The 16627-nt window shown below is 66.5% G+C and carries 16 protein-coding genes and 1 pseudogene; 7 read left to right on the forward strand and 10 right to left on the reverse strand.

Annotation, left to right across the window (positions count from 1 at the left end; translation table 11 throughout):
• From MELE44368_RS14845 to rnhA, 3 genes and pseudogenes are all read right to left on the reverse strand, one after another.
• Positions 1-219, reverse strand: a pseudogene (locus MELE44368_RS14845) (HNH endonuclease signature motif containing protein); the annotation flags it as partial.
• Positions 220-376: 157 nt separating this feature from the next.
• Entirely contained in the window at positions 377-1375 is a 999-nt protein-coding gene (locus MELE44368_RS14850) for a glycoside hydrolase family 6 protein (RefSeq protein ID WP_206613773.1), read from the reverse strand.
• Between the two features lie 76 nt (positions 1376-1451).
• Positions 1452-1928 (reverse strand): ribonuclease HI, encoded by a 477-nt coding sequence (rnhA, locus tag MELE44368_RS14855; RefSeq protein WP_206613777.1) that lies wholly within the window; start codon positions 1926-1928, stop codon positions 1452-1454.
• Between the two features lie 91 nt (positions 1929-2019).
• Here rnhA and MELE44368_RS14860 point away from each other — a divergent pair, with 91 nt between their 5' ends.
• Positions 2020-2289, forward strand: coding sequence for a YdeI/OmpD-associated family protein (locus tag MELE44368_RS14860; RefSeq protein WP_128109200.1), 270 nt, complete (start codon positions 2020-2022; stop codon positions 2287-2289).
• Here the strand turns inward: MELE44368_RS14860 and MELE44368_RS14865 are convergent.
• On the reverse strand, positions 2286-3503 hold the full coding sequence (locus tag MELE44368_RS14865) for an NAD(P)/FAD-dependent oxidoreductase (RefSeq protein WP_128109201.1): 1218 nt from the start codon (positions 3501-3503) through the stop codon (positions 2286-2288). The two genes, MELE44368_RS14860 and MELE44368_RS14865, sit on opposite strands and share 4 nt — an antisense overlap.
• Positions 3504-3888: 385 nt before the next feature.
• Between MELE44368_RS14865 and MELE44368_RS14870 the strand changes: the two genes are divergently transcribed.
• Positions 3889-5241 carry a hypothetical protein gene (locus MELE44368_RS14870; RefSeq protein WP_128109202.1) on the forward strand — a complete coding sequence of 451 codons (1353 nt, stop codon included), beginning with the start codon at positions 3889-3891 and terminating at the stop codon, positions 5239-5241.
• A 25-nt stretch (positions 5242-5266) separates the two neighbouring features.
• On the opposite strand, the gene MELE44368_RS14875 is transcribed toward MELE44368_RS14870, so the two are convergent.
• Entirely contained in the window at positions 5267-6178 is a 912-nt protein-coding gene (locus MELE44368_RS14875; protein WP_128109203.1) for an NAD(P)H-dependent flavin oxidoreductase, read from the reverse strand.
• 107 nt (positions 6179-6285) lie between these two features.
• Between MELE44368_RS14875 and MELE44368_RS14880 the strand changes: the two genes are divergently transcribed.
• Genes MELE44368_RS14880 through MELE44368_RS14890 form a run of 3 tightly spaced genes read left to right on the forward strand, consistent with a single transcriptional unit; the run spans position 6286 to position 9054 of the window.
• Positions 6286-7329 (forward strand): aromatic ring-hydroxylating dioxygenase subunit alpha, encoded by a 1044-nt coding sequence (locus MELE44368_RS14880; RefSeq protein ID WP_128109204.1) that lies wholly within the window; start codon positions 6286-6288, stop codon positions 7327-7329.
• The gene (locus tag MELE44368_RS14885; protein WP_128109205.1) at positions 7326-8408 is read left to right on the forward strand and encodes an NAD(P)H-dependent amine dehydrogenase family protein; all 1083 of its coding nucleotides are present in this window, start codon (positions 7326-7328) and stop codon (positions 8406-8408) included. The genes MELE44368_RS14880 and MELE44368_RS14885 overlap by 4 nt, the downstream gene beginning before the upstream one ends.
• Positions 8409-8427: 19 nt before the next feature.
• The gene (locus MELE44368_RS14890) at positions 8428-9054 is read left to right on the forward strand and encodes a TetR/AcrR family transcriptional regulator (protein ID WP_128109206.1); all 627 of its coding nucleotides are present in this window, start codon (positions 8428-8430) and stop codon (positions 9052-9054) included.
• A gap of 74 nt (positions 9055-9128) precedes the next feature.
• On the opposite strand, the gene MELE44368_RS14895 is transcribed toward MELE44368_RS14890, so the two are convergent.
• The gene (locus MELE44368_RS14895; protein ID WP_128109207.1) at positions 9129-10253 is read right to left on the reverse strand and encodes an acyl-CoA dehydrogenase family protein; all 1125 of its coding nucleotides are present in this window, start codon (positions 10251-10253) and stop codon (positions 9129-9131) included.
• A gap of 13 nt (positions 10254-10266) precedes the next feature.
• Complete coding sequence (locus MELE44368_RS14900) at positions 10267-11505, reverse strand: acyl-CoA dehydrogenase family protein (protein WP_128109208.1); 1239 nt, start codon at positions 11503-11505, stop codon at positions 10267-10269.
• Positions 11506-11667: 162 nt separating this feature from the next.
• On the opposite strand from MELE44368_RS14900, the gene MELE44368_RS14905 reads away from it, so the two are divergent.
• Positions 11668-12030 (forward strand): PAS domain-containing protein, encoded by a 363-nt coding sequence (locus tag MELE44368_RS14905; RefSeq protein WP_198529443.1) that lies wholly within the window; start codon positions 11668-11670, stop codon positions 12028-12030.
• A gap of 3 nt (positions 12031-12033) precedes the next feature.
• Here MELE44368_RS14905 and MELE44368_RS14910 read toward each other — a convergent pair whose 3' ends face one another.
• Together MELE44368_RS14910 and MELE44368_RS14915 are read right to left on the reverse strand one after the other, a co-directional pair.
• Entirely contained in the window at positions 12034-12684 is a 651-nt protein-coding gene (locus MELE44368_RS14910) for a ScbR family autoregulator-binding transcription factor (protein WP_128109209.1), read from the reverse strand.
• Between the two features lie 64 nt (positions 12685-12748).
• On the reverse strand, positions 12749-13417 hold the full coding sequence (locus tag MELE44368_RS14915) for a TetR family transcriptional regulator (RefSeq protein ID WP_128109210.1): 669 nt from the start codon (positions 13415-13417) through the stop codon (positions 12749-12751).
• A gap of 520 nt (positions 13418-13937) precedes the next feature.
• On the opposite strand from MELE44368_RS14915, the gene MELE44368_RS14920 reads away from it, so the two are divergent.
• Entirely contained in the window at positions 13938-14870 is a 933-nt protein-coding gene (locus tag MELE44368_RS14920) for an FAD-binding protein (RefSeq protein WP_128109211.1), read from the forward strand.
• On the opposite strand, the gene MELE44368_RS14925 is transcribed toward MELE44368_RS14920, so the two are convergent.
• A complete protein-coding gene (locus MELE44368_RS14925; protein WP_276050821.1) occupies positions 14817-16616 on the reverse strand; it encodes a putative bifunctional diguanylate cyclase/phosphodiesterase in 1800 nt (599 codons plus the stop codon). The two genes, MELE44368_RS14920 and MELE44368_RS14925, sit on opposite strands and share 54 nt — an antisense overlap.
• Positions 16617-16627: the final 11 nt, after the last annotated feature.

Raw genomic sequence — 16627 nt, forward strand, 5'->3', positions numbered from 1 at the left:
GCCCATTTCCTGCGGTGTGGTCTCGGTCTGCAGCCGCGCCAGCACGCGCTGGCTGATCGTGGGCAGCCGGCACGACAGCGTTTCGATCTCATCGAGGGCGGCCAGCAGATCGGGGCGGGTCAACAAGCTCAGATCGCAGGCGGCCACCTGTTCATAGGCCGCACGCAGTTCGGCGATCGCCGCCTGCAACCCGCTCCCCGACATACTTCGAACATACATTCGAGAACCGACAAACAGCCCGCGCACTCCAGGCCGTCGGGTGGAATTTGTTAACGAGCGCGAGATGCCGACGCAATCCACTGCGACGGCGGACATTACGTCGATCTCGATCTGTTTTCTAGACCGACGACCACCAGGCGCCCGCCACTAAACGCTCCTACCAGCCCGCGTTGCGGGCGAGCTCGATGCCGTAATCGTTGACGAATCGTCCCGCCGCGGGTTCGCCGCGGTTACACGACCCGTCGGACTCACCCGGGCGTTTGATCCACAGGTAGGCGTCGGCATTCGGGCTCGCGGTCTGGGTCGTCGGCGGGACACCGAGCGCCCGGCCCTTCGGATTGCACCAGTACAGCTCGTCGTCGGTCGGGCCGGCGCCGTTGCGTGACGTGTCGATGACGTAGTGGGCGCCGTTGGTGAGCCCGGAGATCGCCTCGCCGTAGCCGATCGACTCCTCGGTGGTGAAGAAGTTCGCGGTGTTGAGGCTGAATCCCTGCGCCTTGGTCACCCCGACTTCGTTGAGCCGGGCGGCCATGTCCTCCACGCTCACCCAGCGCGGATGCCCGGCGTCGACATACACGGCGGTGGCCGGGTTGCGGGTCAGGGTGTCGACCGCGTAGCGGATCAGGTCGAACCGTTCCTGTCGCTGGTCTGCCGACAGGCAGTCGGCCATGGCGAGCGCATCGGGTTCAAGGATGACCGCGGCCGGACCCGACCCGATGGCGGCCGCGACCCCGTCGATCCAACCGCGGTACGCGCCGGCGGACCCGAACCCGCCGGCGGCGAAGCTTCCGCAGTCGCGGTTGGGGATCCCGTACAGCGCCAGGATCGGCATGGCGCCTGCCGCTTGCGCGTCAGCGATGTACTTCGCGTCGACCGCGGGAGTGGACAGGTGATCCATCCAGTAGGCCGTCGGTGTGTTGGCGATGGCGTTCAGTTCCGGGCTCGGCGGATTGGCGCCGTCCGCGGCGACCCTGGCCTTCGACTGCGGGTTGACGTAAAACGGCATTCCGGCCAACGGGTTCGCCTCTGCGGCGAGCCGCGCCTGCGGGCCCGGGCCGGCCGTCACCGGGTCCGCGAGTAGACCCGCGCCGGCCACCGCGGCCACGGTCAGGAAGGGAAGGGTCCAGCGAGCGACTGCGTGTACAGCGGAGGACATCACTCGGAGAAAATAAGGCCTCGGCGCGACAAAGCGCCAATCGATGCGCCAATCAATGCGCCAATCAATGCGCCAATCACCGCACAGAAGGCCCGGCAACCGGCTGCTGCAGGGCGAGGGCTTCTTGCAACCCGCGGGTCGCCAGCGCATCGGCCAGTTCGTTGTCGGCGACACCCGCGTGCCCCTTCACCCAGAACCATTCGACCCGGTGGCGGGCGCACGCCTCGTGCAGCCGCTGCCAGAGGTCGACGTTCTTCACCGGCTGTTTGGCCGCCGTCATCCAGCCGTTGCGCTGCCAGCCGAGCACCCACTTCGTGATGCCGTTTCGGACGTAGGTGCTGTCGGTGTGTAGATGGACCACCACCGGTCGGGTGAGAGCCTCCAACGCCATGATCGGCGCCATCAGCTCCATCCGGTTGTTACTGGTTTGAGCGGGTTCACCGCCGTACATCTCGCGGACGTGGTGCCGGTGCCGCAACACCGCCCCCCAGCCGCCCGGTCCTGGGTTGGGCCGGCAGCCGCCGTCGGTGTGGATGACCACGAGGTCCTCGATAGACTCGAGCATGCGCCGAGAATAGGCGCCGCACTGAGCAATTGGCTTCACGACACACGTTCGGCAAGGAGGCTGGATTATCGTGGCCGCCGTGAGTAGTCAGCGAGTACCCGGCGGGGTGGTCCATAAGCTACCCGCGGATCTGCGGTCGGCGTTGGTCTCCAACGAGAAGGCATTGGCTGCATGGAAGGACATCACGCCGCTGGCGCGCAACGAGTTCATCTGCTGGGTTGAGGACGCCAAGCAGGCGGCGACCCGTGAGCGGCGCATCCGTCGCACCCAGGAGGAACTGGAAGAGGGGATGCGTCGGCCGTGCTGCTGGCCGGGCTGCAAGCATCGCGAGCGCAACGGCAGACCCTAGTGCCCGTATGCCGGGGCGGCCTGCACTTGCGGGGCCGCCGCCGCGAGCAGCGCGGCGCGATCGCCGGTGAGCGGAGGATAGATGCGCTGACGGTTGATGGTCATCTTGGTCGCCTTGGCGTCCGCGCCGGTGCTGACCACTTGGCGGTCCCAGCCTTCGGTGTAGACCGCGCCGGCGGGCCCTAGATCGAGAACCGTTACGTACCAAGGGATCCGCAGCGGCAGGAGGGGTGCGCCCAGCAGGTCGCCGATCACGTTGTGGCCCGCATAGCGGCCCATCGGCCGGCCGTGCTGACACGACATCACCGAGAGGTGCTCGTCGTCCATCCTCGCCGCCGCCACATCACCGGCGGCGAACACCCCCGGCACGCCCTTGACGCGGAGATAGTCGTCAACGGGTAGGCGGCCCAGCCTGTCGCAGGGCACACCGAGTTGTGCGGTCAGCGGGTTCGCGCGCATCCCGGCGCACCACACCACGGTGGCCGCGGGAATGGCCTCGCCCGTCGACAGCGTCACACCGTGGCCGTCGACGGCGCTGACGCCCACACCCGTGATGGTCTCGATGTTGTTGTGCGCCATGGCATCTTCGATGACCGGGCGGGCCGACTCGCCCATGTCCGAGCCGATGTGCGGGTTGCGGTCGACGAGGATCACCCGTGGTGTGACGGCCGGGCCGAGCGCCTCGGACAGCATCGACGGCAGCTCGCTGGCGATCTCGATGCCGGTGAGGCCGGCGCCGACGACCACCGCCGTCGCCGCTGCCGGATCGGACCGGTGCCGGGCCAGGTGCCGGATGTGGGTGTGAAGCTTGGTCGCGCCGTCGTAGGTGTCGACGTCGTAGCCGAATTCGGCCAGCCCCGGCAGGTCCGGTTTGACCACCGTGCTGCCCAGCGCCATCACGAGCCGGTCGTAGTCCAGCGTCGCACCGCCCGCGAGGCGCACCGTCGCCGTCGACGCGTCGATTCCCGTCACCTCAGCCGTGACGTGGCCGACGCCGGCGGGTTCGAGCAGCTTGTGCAGCGGGATCCGGGAGGGGCTCAGATCGGCCTCGTAATTGCGGACCCGGATGTCGTGGAACGGCTGCGCGCTGACGGAAATGACCTCGACGGCATCCGGGGGCGTCCCGAGTTCATCAAGCCGGCGCGCGGCTCCCAGCGCCGCCCACAGGCCTGCGAACCCCGCTCCCAGAACAACGACACGTCTCGTGCGCGGCACGGTCACATCGTCGCCCCCGGCGAAGACGCAAACAAGCAGAGATTCAATATTGCGTAAATCGGACCAGCACACCCAAGGCACTGGCAACCTCCGACGCCGCCTTTACGTTCCGTGCATTTCAATGGAAACAAGCAAACGCGGAGTAAATTGCCGATGCATCCCGCAAACGTCAGCGTTCGAAGAATTGCGGCCGAATAGCCGAATCGCGAAATGGGATCAGCAACCGTCTGTGAGGGACGGGGAGCCACCGTGTCGCGCCGATTTCGCAGCGGTTTGGTGCAGTTGACCACCACTCTGTGCGACAATGGCCAGCGACTATTCGCGGGCGGGGGCTTGCTGGACGGAGGCGATCATCCCTACGTCAGTTTTGCGCATCTCGGCGGGCGTGTGCACGCTCGCACTTGGCCTGTTCATCGGCAGTGCCGGCGCGGTTGCCGCGGCGGACTCCGACACGGGTGGTTCATCGACATCAAGCCAGGGCACGACGGGCACAGACCAGGGTCAGGAGTCGTCGAGCAAGCCGTCGAACAAATTGACCGCTGGTTTCGGCATCCGCACGCCGAAGTTCACCACGGGCATCGTGCGGGTGGGCGCCACGCCTTTCGCTGAGGACGACACGGCGACCACCGGGGAGGCCGAAGAACCCGCGTCGACCGATCTCGTCACGGACGACGAGGACGATGCCGCAGCCGGTGTCTCGGACGTGGACGAGAACACCACGGCCGAGGACTCCGAGGTCACGATCCTGCCCGCGGCCGACCCGGATGGCGCCGCCGACACCACGCCGGCAGCGGCCTCGACGACACCGGCGGCCGGCTCGCCCGAGCCGACGGCGCCCGCGTCGGCGTCGCCGAAACCCAGCTGGCGATCCAGCCTGCAGTCCGCGCTGACCCGCACCCCGCCCGCACCGGAGGGTGTGCCTGACAGGTTCTCGCCTTATTACTCCACACAGTTCCTGAAGGCGATCGAGCCGATCACCAACGCTTTCACCACCGTGGTGCAGGTGATGGAGACGGTGCCGCGCACCTTGGCGGCGCTGCCGACGTCGAAGACCCCGATCACTGACGTCATCACCTCGATGCAGTACATGCTCAGCACGGTCGTCGAGGCCGTTGTTCCGATCGTTTACGTGCCCCGGAACCTGTACGCCTTGATGGTCACCGTGCCGCCGGTGACGCCGCCGGTGTTCGCCGGGCCCGTCACGTCTGAACGGCCGACACCGGTGCCCGCCGGCGAGGCCCCGTTGTTCGGTCCCCAGATGGCGCAGGTGCCGTATCTCGCACCCGCCGGTGCGCCGCTGTTCGGCACCATGACCCCGCGCGCCGCGCTCGGAACCGTCGTCAGCAGCGGGTTGAACAAGCCCCTCTCGGTAGCGGGGACGGTGCCGGCGGCATCCGAGGCGGCCAAGCCGCCAGCCGCGAAGTGGTTCCTCGACCACGTCGTCAGCGCGGTTCTGGTGCCTGCCTCGTTGACCGCGCTGGCCGCGTTGGCGCTGCCGGGCGTCGCCGGTCTGTTGGTCATCGTCGCTGCGGGCATCCGGCTGGGTTACCGCCAGGCCAAGGCGGCGTTCGTAATGCGGGCAAGCGGCATCGCACGCTTCGCCGGTTCAGGGCCGGTGGGCGTCGTCCGCTCGGGCTCGTTCATCACATTGCGCCAGCGGGCCCGGGGTCCGCGGACCAAGCGCGCGGTCTGCCCCCAGTCGGCGGGTGTCGTGCGCACGCTGGAGGAAGTCGCCTAGCGTTCGGAGCCGTCCGTCGGCGCCGTCACATCCCCGTGCGGGATCGCGCGGCAGCCAAGGCCGTTTCGATCTCCTTCCACGTCCGCTGCACGATATCTGCCACCGGTAGCAGCTCGGCGATGCGCGACGACACCTGCCCGGTGTTGGCGACGCTGGCTTCCATGTCGCCGTCGAAATAGAGCCGGGTGACCTCGCCGAGAAGTCCGGCGTCGGCGGCATCCCGCGTGGCCATACCGGTGCGCAGGACCCGCATCGTCGGGTTGCCCGGAACGGCGAGAAGCACGGTGCCCGAGTCGTCGGCCTCGACGATCGCGTTCTTGAAATTGGCGTGCACCGCGGACTCCAGGCTGGCCAGCATCCGCGTGCCCATCTGAACACCCTCGGCGCCCAACACCAGTGCGGCTGCGGCCGACCGTGCGTCACACATGCCGCCCGCCGCGATGATCGGCAAGTCGACGTGATCGGCGATCAGCGGCAGCAGGACCACCGTCGACGCTCCCAACAGAGACTTGAACCCGCCGCCCTCCACGCCTTCGACCACCAACGCGTCGACTCCCGCGTCGACGGCTTTCAGCGCGCCCTTCAGCGATCCCACCACGTGCGCGACCGTCATCCCGGCGTCGTGCAGCCGCGCGGTGAACAAGCCCGGGTGACCCGCCGAGGTGAAGACGTGGCGCACCCCGGCCGCGGCCAGCGTGTCGACGATCGACGGATCGGATTTCCAGCCCTGGATCATGAGGTTCGCCGCGACCGGCTTGTCGGTGAGGTCGCGCACGCGCAACAGGTCGGTGCGCCCTTCGGGAGTGAGCGTTTCGATCATGCCGAGCCCGCCGGCGTCCGAGACGGCCGCGGCGAGTTCGGCGCGGGCGATGTAGGTCATCGGCGCCTGGACGACGGGATAGTCGACACCGAGCAGGGTCTGGATGCGATTGGCCACGGGGTCATTCTGTCCGGCCGGGCGTCGGTGTTGGCCAACCAACTGGCATTTTTATCATTGAGTGCTCTATCATTTTGCCGTCCGGCCGTGTCGACGAGAGGACGCCGATGGCCAAGCCGCCGTTGTCGATGAAACCGACCGGGTGGTTTCAGGTCGCCTGGTCGGCCGAGGTTCAGCCGGGCGAGGTCCGGCGGATGAAGTACTTCGACCGCGAGATGATCTGCTGGCGCACCGCCTCCGATGAGGCTGTAGTGATGGACGCCTACTGCGAGCACCTGGGTGCCCACCTGGGCTACGGGGGCCATGTGGAGGGCGACGTCATCCAGTGCCCGTTCCACGGTTGGCAGTGGAACAAGGAGGGACGCAACGTCTGCATCCCGTACGAGAGCCGACCGAACCGGGGCAAGCGCATCCGCAGCTACCCCGTCGTCGAGCGCAATGAGTCGATCTACATCTGGCACGACATCGACGGCCGCCCACCATATTTCGACGCACCGGACGTATTCGCCAGCTTCGCCGACGGCAGCAGCGCCGACGACTACTACCCGCAGATGACGCTGTTTCGGGAGGGCCTGGAACTGCATCCGCAGTACGTCCTGGAAAACGGTGTCGACTTCGCGCATTTCAAGTACGTGCACCAGACGCCGATCGTGCCGGTGTTCACCCGCCACGATTTCGACCAGCCGGTGTCGTTTGTCGACTTCACCATCACGTTCGAGGGCGACGAGAACCAGTCGATCGACGACGTCAAGAGCGGGGTCGAGGCGATCAACGGCGGGCTGGGCATCGCCGTCACCAAGAGCTGGGGCATGGTGGACAACCGGACCATCTCGGCGGTCACCCCCGTCGACGAGCGCAGCTCCGATGTGCGCTTCACGGTCTACATCGGCCGCCCGAAGAATGCCGTCAAGGACCCGGAGCGGGCGGCGGCGAAGGCTCGGCAGTTCGGCGAGGAAGTCATCCGGCAGTTCACCCAGGACATTCACATCTGGTCGCACCAACGGTATTCCGATCCGCCCGCACTGGCCGGCTCCGAGTACGAGGGATTCACCGCGATCCGCAAGTGGGCCACCCAGTTCTACCCCGACGGGCTCGGCGGTTCGGCCGCCGAGCTGCGATCACGTCACTTCGAGAAAGGCTGTCCCGCATGAGCGCACGCCCGATTCGTGTCTTCCAGGTCGCGACCGGCAACCTGGGCACCGAGATGATTAAGCGGATCGGGCAGCACCCCGATCTGGAGCTCGTCGGATTACATTGCTACACACCCGAAAAGATCGGTCGCGATGCAGGCGAGATCGTCGGCATCGACCCGGTCGGGGTGACGGCCACCGGCACGGTCGAGGAGATCATCGCGGCCAAGCCCGACGTGTTGACCTTCCACGGGGTGTTTCCCGACGAGGACCTGTACGTCAAGGTGCTGGAGGCCGGCATCAACATCGTCACCACCGCGGACTGGATCACCGGCTGGCACCGGGACACCAATCACCCGCATCCGTCGGGTAAGCCGGTGTCGCAACTGCTGCAGGCGGCGTGTGAGAAGGGCGGCGCGACGTTCTACGGCACCGGAATGAACCCCGGCGTGAACCAGATTCTGGGCGTGGTGTGTTCGGCCGACGTCGCCGAGATCGAGAATGTCACCACGATCGAGTCCGTCGACGTGTCGTGTCATCACTCCAAGGACACCTGGGTCGAGGTCGGTTACGGCAGGCCGGTCGACGATCCGGAGATCCCGGGCATGCTCGAGAAGTACACCCGTGTCTTCGCCGACAGTGTGCTGATGATGGCCGACTGCTTCGACATCGATCTCGACGAGGTGACCTTCAGCTACGAACTGGGCGCCTGCACAAAGGATGTCGACCTCGGTTGGTACCAGCTGCCGAAGGGCTCGCTGGGCGGCAGCTACATCAAGTACCAGGGCATGGTGGACGGGGTGCCTCGGGTCGAGACTCACCTGGAGTGGCAGATGACCCCGCACACCGACCCGCATTGGGATATCCAGGGTTGCTACATCACCCACATCAAGGGTGATCCGTGCATCTACAACAAGCACATGATCTTCCCGAAACCCGGTGTGGACCTTTCGGATCCGGGGTCCTTCGCGTCGATCGGGATGACCGTGACCGGAATGCCTGCGCTGCATGCGATCCGGTCGGTCGTCGCCGCGCCGCCGGGAATTCTCACCAGCGCCGACGTGCCGCTGCGCGGGTTCGCCGGGCGTTTCAAGAAGTAGCCGCGGGCCACGCTCGGCCATGACGCGCAACGTCGCCCCGCGCCGTCCCGCCAACGGCAAGCAGGAGCGCGCGGACCGCACCCGCGCGACGGTCATCGCCGAGACCGTCCGGTGTGTGCTCGACGAGGGTTTCGGCGCGGCGAGCGCCAAGCACATCACCGAGCGTGCCGGTGTGACGTGGGGGGTCGTCCAGTACCACTTCGGCGACCGCGACGGACTGCTGATGGCGGTCGTCGACGAGGGCTTCGCTCAGCTGCGGGCCTGCCTCGGCGAACTGCAACCCCGGCTCGGCGCGCACGTCGGCCGGGAGCGCACCGAGCTGGTGATCAACGCGGTCGCCGATGCGTTTCTGAGCCCGACATCGGTTGCTGCCCTTGAGATTCTGATCGCGACCCGGACCGGGCGCACCGCTGCGCAGCAACGTCATCTCGGGGAGTTGTTCTCGACGCTGACCAGGTTGGGCCGTTATGTCGCCGAAGGTCTCGACGCCGCGCACGCCGATGCGGTCGGCAACCTGATCTGGACGGCGCTGATGGGTGCGATGGTGGCGAGGATGACGGTGTCGGAGCCGATCGACGTCAGTCGTGAGTTGCGGGCGCTGACCGATGTCGTGACCGCCTACATCGATCAGCAGCTACGGGCCTAGCTGTTCGACGTTTTGGCGCGTCGCACCTGGGCTTTTCCACCCCTTTGTCCCTTTGGGCGAAAAACGAAAAACAGTCAGGCGCGCGTCAGCGTGGCGTAGCGGGTCACATGGTGATCGGTCGAGCCGAACTCGTACTGCAGCGCGGTCAGCCGTTTGAAGTAGTGCCCGATCGCCAGCTCCTCGGTCATGCCCATCCCGCCGTGCAACTGCACCGCCTGCTGACCGATGAACCGGGCGGCCCGGCCGACGGTGGCCTTGGCCGCCGACACCGCCCGCGCCCGCACAGCCGGCTCGGCTTCGAGGTTGAGGATCGCCAGATAAGCGGCCGACACCGACTGCTCGAGTTCCATGTACATGTCGACCATTCGGTGCTGCAACACCTGGAAACTGCCGATCGGCTGCCCGAACTGCTGACGTTGCTTGGCGTATTCGACGGTGTCGTCCAACACCTTTCGCATACATCCCACCGCTTCGGCACATATCGCGGCGGCACCCTCGTCGCGGGCCTGCTCCAGCGACGGCCCTGCTGCGCCCTCCTCGCCGAGAAGCGCGGAGCCCGGCAGTCGTAGACCGTCGACGACCAGATCGGACGCGCGACGATCGTCGACGGTGCGATAGTGATGGGCCTGCAGGCCCGTGGCGGCATCCGCGAGATCGACGACGAACAGCGAGATTCCGTTGTCGGTGCGTGCGGTGAGCAGAAGATGTGACGCCAGCGGCGCGCTGGCGGCGACGATCTTCGCGCCGCGCACCACCCAGCCGTCACCGTCGCGTTCGGCGACCGTCGCCACCTGCGTCCAGTTGTCGCCGGATGCGGCCTCGGTCGCTGCCAGCGCCACGACGGCCGTGCCCGCGACGATGCGCTCGAGCAGCGAGGTAGCCACCGGCCCGCCCGCACGCCGCAACAGCCCGCCGGCCACCACGACCGTGTCGACGTACGGCTCGATCACCAGCGCCTGTCCCAGCGCCTCGGCGATGACCATCATCTCCACCGGTCCGCCACCGCTGCCGCCGACCTCCTCGGGCAGCGCGGCGCCCAAGATACCCAGTTCGTCGGCGAAGCCGGACCAGATCTCCGGCTGCCACCCGGCCCCGGTCTTGGCCGCGGCTCGGCTCGTCTCGAGGTCGTACCGCGTCGCGAGGAACTTGACCAGGCCGTCGCGCAGAAGTTCCTGTTCCTTGCTCAGCTTGAAGTCCATACCACGCCCTTCGTCACAGTCCGAGGGCCGCTTTGGCCAGAATGTTGCGCTGAATCTCGTTGCTGCCCGCGTAGATCGAGCCCGCCCGATCGTTGAAGTAGCGCAGCGGCGCGACGGCTTGCCATGGTTCACCGCTGAGATAGCCGTCCGGTGGCGGCTCGAACTCCGACACCGGCCCGCCCGGGCAGGTGCCGTGGGGTTGGTACACGCGGCCGCGGGGGCCGGCCGCCTCCATCGCGAGTTCGGTGATGGCCTGGCTCAGTTCGGTCGCGAGCACTTTGAGCATCGACGACGCCGTACCGGGGTTCTTGCCTTCGGCCACGGTCGCCAGCACCCGGTATTCGAGGATCTCCAGCACCTCGGTACGGATCCGCGCGTCGGCGAGCTTGCGGGCGAACGCGGGGTCGTCGATCAGCTTGCCGCCGCCCGGCGCCGGTTGTTCGGCGGCGACGGCGGCGATCTCGTCGGCCATCACCTGCAGGGCGGGAGAGGAGGCGCCGCCGCCGCGTTCGAACTCCAGCAGATACTTGGCGACCGTCCAGCCATCGTCGATCTTGCCGACCACGTTCTTCATCGGGACCCGCACCTCGTCGAAGAAGACCTGGTTCTGCACCTCTTCGCCGGACGTCATCACCAGCGGACGGATCTGGATGCCCGGCGAGGTCATGTCGATGAGCACGAACGTGATGCCCTGCTGCTTCTTCTGGGCCTTCGTCGTGCGCACCAACGCGAACATCCAGTTGGCCTCCCGCGCATGGGTGGTCCAGATCTTGCTGCCCGTGCAGACCAGCTCACCGGCCGCTTCGTCGACGACGGCCGCCATCGACAGCGCCGCCAGATCCGAGCCCGCCTCGGGTTCGGAGTAGCCCTGACAGAAGAACACCTCGCCGGTCAGGATCCTGGGCAGAAAATAGTCCTTCTGCTCGTCGGTGCCGAAGGCGATCAACGCGTGGGCCACCATCCGGATGCCCATCGGCGACAGCGACGGCGCACCGGCCAGGGTGGATTCCCGGCTGAAGATGTAGTGCTGGGTGAGGCTCCAGTCGCAGCCGCCGTAGGCGACCGGCCATGCCGGCGCGGCCCAACCCCGCTCGTGCAGGATCCGCTGCCACTCCATGCTCGCGTCGTGATCGGCATAGACGCTGGTCATCAACCGGCCTGCGCGGCGTAGCTCCGGCGTCAGCTTGTCTGCCAGAAATGCCCGCACCTCATCGCGAAAGGCGATATCGGCATCTGACCAAGTGAGGTCCATCGTCGATCCCCTGTCTGCAGAGCGCCCTCACAGGGTAAACCTAGTTAATTAGGTGGGGTGAACGCGGGTGATCATCACGGATCGTGGGTGACGGTGTTTGCGGTACCCGTAATAATCGAGGTCATGGAAAGGCGTCGAGGCGGCCAGGACGGACAATCACCCATGGCTCTGTTGAGGGAGCTGCCCGCCCTCGTGGTCCTCGAGCGGCTGCCGGTGCCGGTGCTGGCCATCGCCGAGGACGGAGACATCCTGTTCGCCAACCCGGCGTTCGGCGAGATGCTGGGGCACACCCCTGAGGCGGTCATGGAGCTGAAGTTTCGCGACGTCTTCCACACCATGCCGGCGGACGAGTCGGCGGTGTCGCTGGTACGGGCCCACGCCAACCTCGTCGTCGAACTGATGCATCAGGACAGCTCGATCGTGCGGGCGAGGATGAGCAAGTCGGCGCTGCTGCGCGGTGACGACCCGGTGGCGCTGGCCACGTTCCAGGACCTCACCGAACGGCTGTGGGACGAGGAACTGTAGCCGCTAGCCGGATCCGGCATGGCGCATCGACTGCCTGGCCAGGAACTCGCGGAAATAGGGCAGCGATTCGTCGGTGACGATCGCGGGCAGCAGCAGTTCCCACATCCAGATCAGGCGGTCTGGCACGTCGGTGCCCGAAGACATTGCGTTCGAGAGCACTTCGATGCCCAGCACCGCGCCGACCAGCGTCTCACCGACCGCCCGCGCGTCGAGATCCGGCCGCAGGTCACCTTCCCCGATCGCTTCGCGGACACCCGAGGTCATGTTGCGGATCCAAGCGCCGTATTGCTGCGCCGCGACGTTGCTGAACTCGCCAAGGGCCTGGAGCAGGTGAAGCCCGCTGCGGGCCACCGTGTCGGTGCTGAGCAGATCAACGGTGATGAATACGCCGTGGATGATGCGTTCCAGCGCCGGTGCCGACGATTCGCTGATGCTGTTGAACGCGTGCAGCAGCTTCGCGTTTCCCTCTTCGATGATCGCGTTGGCCAGCGACTGTTTTGAGTCGAAGTGGTAGTACAGCGCACCCTTGGTCATCTCGGCATGCTCGATGATGTCGCCCAATCCGGTGGCGTCATAACCGATCTCGTTGAACAGGTGTACCGCCGAGTTGATGATTCGCCGCCGTGTGGCTTCAGACCGGGCTTGGCGAACCATGGTTCGGGTACCTCCGGAGAGTCCGTCGGCCGACCGGGGGCGTTGGCCTGGCGCAAATCATAGATTATCCCGGCAGCGGCTTGGCCTTCCTGATGGCGATGGCGGTTCGCCTCTTGATGAACTCGATGACGTACCCCTTGCGGTCGTCGGCGACGAAGCCCGGAACCGCCAGGGTCCATACCGCCTCGAGGTCGCGCAGGAATCGTTCGGGTTCGGCCAAGTCGCTGGTCTGTCGCAAGCCCAAATACATCGACACCAACAGCCGCGCGACGCCCGTCGGATCGACGTCCTTGCGGACATCGCCCTCACCGACGGCTTTCTTGATGGTTTCCGCGAACGCGTCGACCCACTCGGTGAGTACACGAGATTGCAGGCCGTCGGTCCGTCCGACCGATTCGAGCAGGTTGAGTCCGGCTCGGGCCAGGTGATCACCGATGTCGTCGGTGGCCACCAAAAAGCAGATGTCGACGAGTGTCTCCAGGCCGGAGAGTCGTCGCGCCAGCACTTCGGTGACCGCCGACTTGGCCTCCGCGGAACGGTGCTCGACGATCGCCGTCGCCAAGGCGTGTTTGGAGCGGAAGTGGAAGTACATCGCGCCCTTGGTCACCGATGCGTCGGCGAGGATGTCGTCGAGGCTGACCCTGCTGTAGGGCCGCTCGGCGAAGAGCCTGGCCGCGGCGTGCACGATCTGCAGCCGGGTGCCGTCCGAGCGTCGGTCGACTTGTTCAGTCACGTGGGTAGCGCCGTCCGCCGATTAATATTCTTTGCCGTAAATTACTCAACCGCACAATTCTTTCATCCCCGACATGGGAGTGACAGGGGGCATCCGGATGAAGTGGCTGCATACGGCCACGCTGCAAAACTCCCTCCCGACCGGGCTGTCCGCAGCCCATTCTGCGCCATCCGTTGCTAAAGACTCTAAGTCATGCATGTCCCCCCATAACAGCCGAAAGGTATGTAAAGTACTCCCTGTGATGACTTGCGGTCCGCGCCGACCTGCACATTGGCGTGCAGTGCGCGGCGGGGCCGTTGTGCGGTCGCCACGGCCGCTTGAGCTTCCGCCGAGCAAATCAGCGTGGAATATGTCTTTAGTTGCCGCTTCTCACGCCGGCAAACTTTTCAAGTTTGGTTCGGTGGCCGTGGCGGATTGTCGTGGTCCGCAATCCGTATCCGTTTTGTTCGCCCATCGGCTACGGCCGTTGCTGGTGTCGAGGTCAACGCCAGCCTCCAGAGCAATACTGAGGTAGTTAACGGTGAATTGGGATGAAGAAGTTGACCTGGTGTGCACCGGCTCCGGAACCGCGGGGCTGGCCAGCGCCATCGCGGTGGCCGACATGGGTGGTGACGTCTTCGTCGCCGCGTCCGCTGTCGGTTTCACCGCAGACGATCGGGCGGTAGGTTCGGCCGGCCAGCGGATCTCTTCCTGGCTGGGCCTCGGCGTATCCGACGCCGAGACGAACGACTACCTCGCCGCGGTGTCGTCGGACCTCGGGCCGCTGCCAAGTTCTGTCCGCGACCTCGATCTGCCGGTCCGGGTCGTGTCCGAGCCCCCTGCGGCACGGTCCGGGCGCACCGTCGCCCCGTTCGTCGGCGCCCGGCTCGGAGACTGGGCCGCGCGTTGCCTGGCATCGCCGTACGGCTATCTGCACTCCCGGGTGTCGGACTGGCACTCGAGCACGGTGCAGGCCGGCGACGGCGACATGATCGCCGTCGCCGAGATCGGATCGATGACACCCAGACCAGGCGATGTCGACGCTTCCGTGCACGACTGGCTGCAGGCGCAGGCGCGCGACCGGGGCATCACGGTGCACGCCGAGAGCGTGCTGAACCGCATCGTGTTCGAGGAAGGCGCCGTCGTGGGCGCGGTGTTCACGACGCCGCAGGGTCAGCTGGCGGTGCGTGCCCGACACGGGGTCACGATCGCCGCCGACGCCGCCCAACTCGGCTCGACCGCGGCGGACCGGCTACCGCTCGGCGATACCCCGCTGCGGGTCTGCCTGGTCAGCAAGCATGCGAGCCGGTTCGGCCGGGTCGAGCTGCTGACGTCTGAGCCCGTCGGCCCGCCGCTCCCACCTACCTGCCGGACGGCTAACCACAGGCTGCCCCACAGCCTGCACACCACGCACGACCGCTCACCCCAGTGGCGCTGCGGAAAAGTGCACGGGCATCCGCCCTTTGGCCAGTAGCGACGCCATCTCCTGACCCGGCAGCGGGCGCGACAACAAGAAGCCCTGAGCGCGGTGACACCCGTGCCGCAAAAGCGTCGTCGCCGCGGTGTCGGTCTCGACTCCCTCGGCGACCAACTCGAGACCGAATGCCTCGGCAAGCGCGATGATGGCCCGCACGATCGCCAGATCGCCCCGGTCGACTCCCAGGTCGCGCACGAAGCTTCTGTCGATCTTGAGCGTGTCGACGGGCAGGGATTTGAGGTGCGTCAGCACGCTGTAACCGGTGCCGAAATCGTCAATGGCGAGCTTCACCCCGACGTCCTTGAGTGCGGCCAAGGTGATGCGGGTGGTTTCGATGTCTTGCACCACAACGCTTTCGGTGATCTCCAGACATACGGATGAACCGTCGAGGCCGAACTCGTCGAGGATGTCGGCCACCGATTCGGCGAACCCGTCGGTGACCAACTGCACCGGTGACACGTTGATCCGCAGCAGCGCGTTCTGCGCCACACCGCTGGCCCGCCAGCGGGAGAACTCGGCACAGGCAGCGTGCATCACCCAGCGCCCGAGCTCACCCGCGAGGTTGATCGATTCGGCGACGCCGATGAACGCATCGGGTGCGAGCAAGCCGCGGGTCGGATGCTGCCAGCGGACCAACGCCTCGGCGGCGAGGATCTCACCGTTGCGCATGTCCACCTCGGGCAGGTAATGCAGAACCAATGCGCCGCCCTCGATCTGGCTCTGCAGGTGAAGCTCGATGTCATTGCGGAATTCGCTGTCCAGCGACATCTCATCGGAGAACACCGCCACCTGATTGCCGCCCGCGTTCTTGGCGGTGAGCACTGCCTGGTCGGCGCGTCCGAGCAGGTCTGAGGTGGTGTCGCGACCCGGAACACCCACCGCCACACCGATACTCACTGTGCGGGTCAGCATCTCGCCGTCGACCGCCACGCGTTCATGCAGCGCGAGCTTCAGCTCGTGAGCCAATGCCTCCGCGGTGGTGACCTCCATCGGTTTGGCCGGGACCACGACGAACTCGTCACCGCCGAGCCGCGCGATCATATTCGGTCCGTCGGCGCATTCCTTGAGTCGCTCGGCCAAAGTCCGGATGAACCAGTCACCCGCGGTGTGGCCGAGGTAGTCGTTGATCGCCTTCAGCCGGTCCAGGTCGAAGAACAACACCGCGACCGGCCCGGGCCGGCCCTCCTGTAGCCGGGCGTCCAGGCGCGTCAACAGCGCACGGCGGTTGAACAGCCCCGTCAAGTCGTCGTGTTCGGCCAGGTAGCGAAGCTGGCCCTCAGCGTCGATACGGGCCTGCACCTGCGCGAACAGTGATGCGATCGCCTTGAGCGCGTTGAGCTCCTCCGACGTCCAATCGCGGTCGCCGAACTTGACGAAACCGAGGACCCCGGAGGTGATGTCCCCGGAGAGCAGTGGCACACATGCCATCGAGGTGGCCGGCACATGCCTGCCCTCGTTGATCGTGTGCTGGTACTCGTCGGTGGCGGGTTCGGGGCGAAAGACGATCGGTTCCTTCTGATGTTCCGCGAGCGCGAACACCGGGTCGGCATCGTCGAAATGCACCACCGCCAACGGGTCCGGGTCGGGAATGCCCGGCCGTACCGGCCACTCCGCGACCAACACCGACGCCCGGATCTGATGATCGTTGCGCCGCAGGAAGCTGACGTCGACCCCGAAGTACTGAACGAGGTCGGCCAGCACGCGCTGGCTGACCTCGACCTCGCTGGCCGCGTTCACCCCCATCAACTCGGTCG

The organism is Mycolicibacterium elephantis DSM 44368 (genome assembly GCF_004014805.1).
In the GTDB taxonomy this organism is placed as follows: domain Bacteria; phylum Actinomycetota; class Actinomycetes; order Mycobacteriales; family Mycobacteriaceae; genus Mycobacterium; species Mycobacterium elephantis.

Excerpts from the sequence above, each read along its gene's own strand:
- MELE44368_RS14910 (WP_128109209.1), bottom strand. The coding sequence starts at position 12,684 with ATGGTTCGCCAAGCCCGGTCTGAAGCCACACGGCGGCGAATCATCAAC.
- MELE44368_RS14900 (WP_128109208.1), bottom strand. The coding sequence starts at position 11,505 with ATGGACCTCACTTGGTCAGATGCCGATATCGCCTTTCGCGATGAGGTG.
- MELE44368_RS14895 (WP_128109207.1), bottom strand. The coding sequence starts at position 10,253 with ATGGACTTCAAGCTGAGCAAGGAACAGGAACTTCTGCGCGACGGCCTG.
- MELE44368_RS14890 (WP_128109206.1), top strand. The coding sequence starts at position 8,428 with ATGACGCGCAACGTCGCCCCGCGCCGTCCCGCCAACGGCAAGCAGGAG.
- MELE44368_RS14885 (WP_128109205.1), top strand. The coding sequence starts at position 7,326 with ATGAGCGCACGCCCGATTCGTGTCTTCCAGGTCGCGACCGGCAACCTG.
- MELE44368_RS14850 (WP_206613773.1), bottom strand. The coding sequence starts at position 1,375 with ATGTCCTCCGCTGTACACGCAGTCGCTCGCTGGACCCTTCCCTTCCTG.
- MELE44368_RS14905 (WP_198529443.1), top strand. The coding sequence starts at position 11,668 with ATGGCTCTGTTGAGGGAGCTGCCCGCCCTCGTGGTCCTCGAGCGGCTG.
- MELE44368_RS14880 (WP_128109204.1), top strand. The coding sequence starts at position 6,286 with ATGGCCAAGCCGCCGTTGTCGATGAAACCGACCGGGTGGTTTCAGGTC.
- MELE44368_RS14925 (WP_276050821.1), bottom strand. The coding sequence starts at position 16,616 with ATGGGGGTGAACGCGGCCAGCGAGGTCGAGGTCAGCCAGCGCGTGCTG.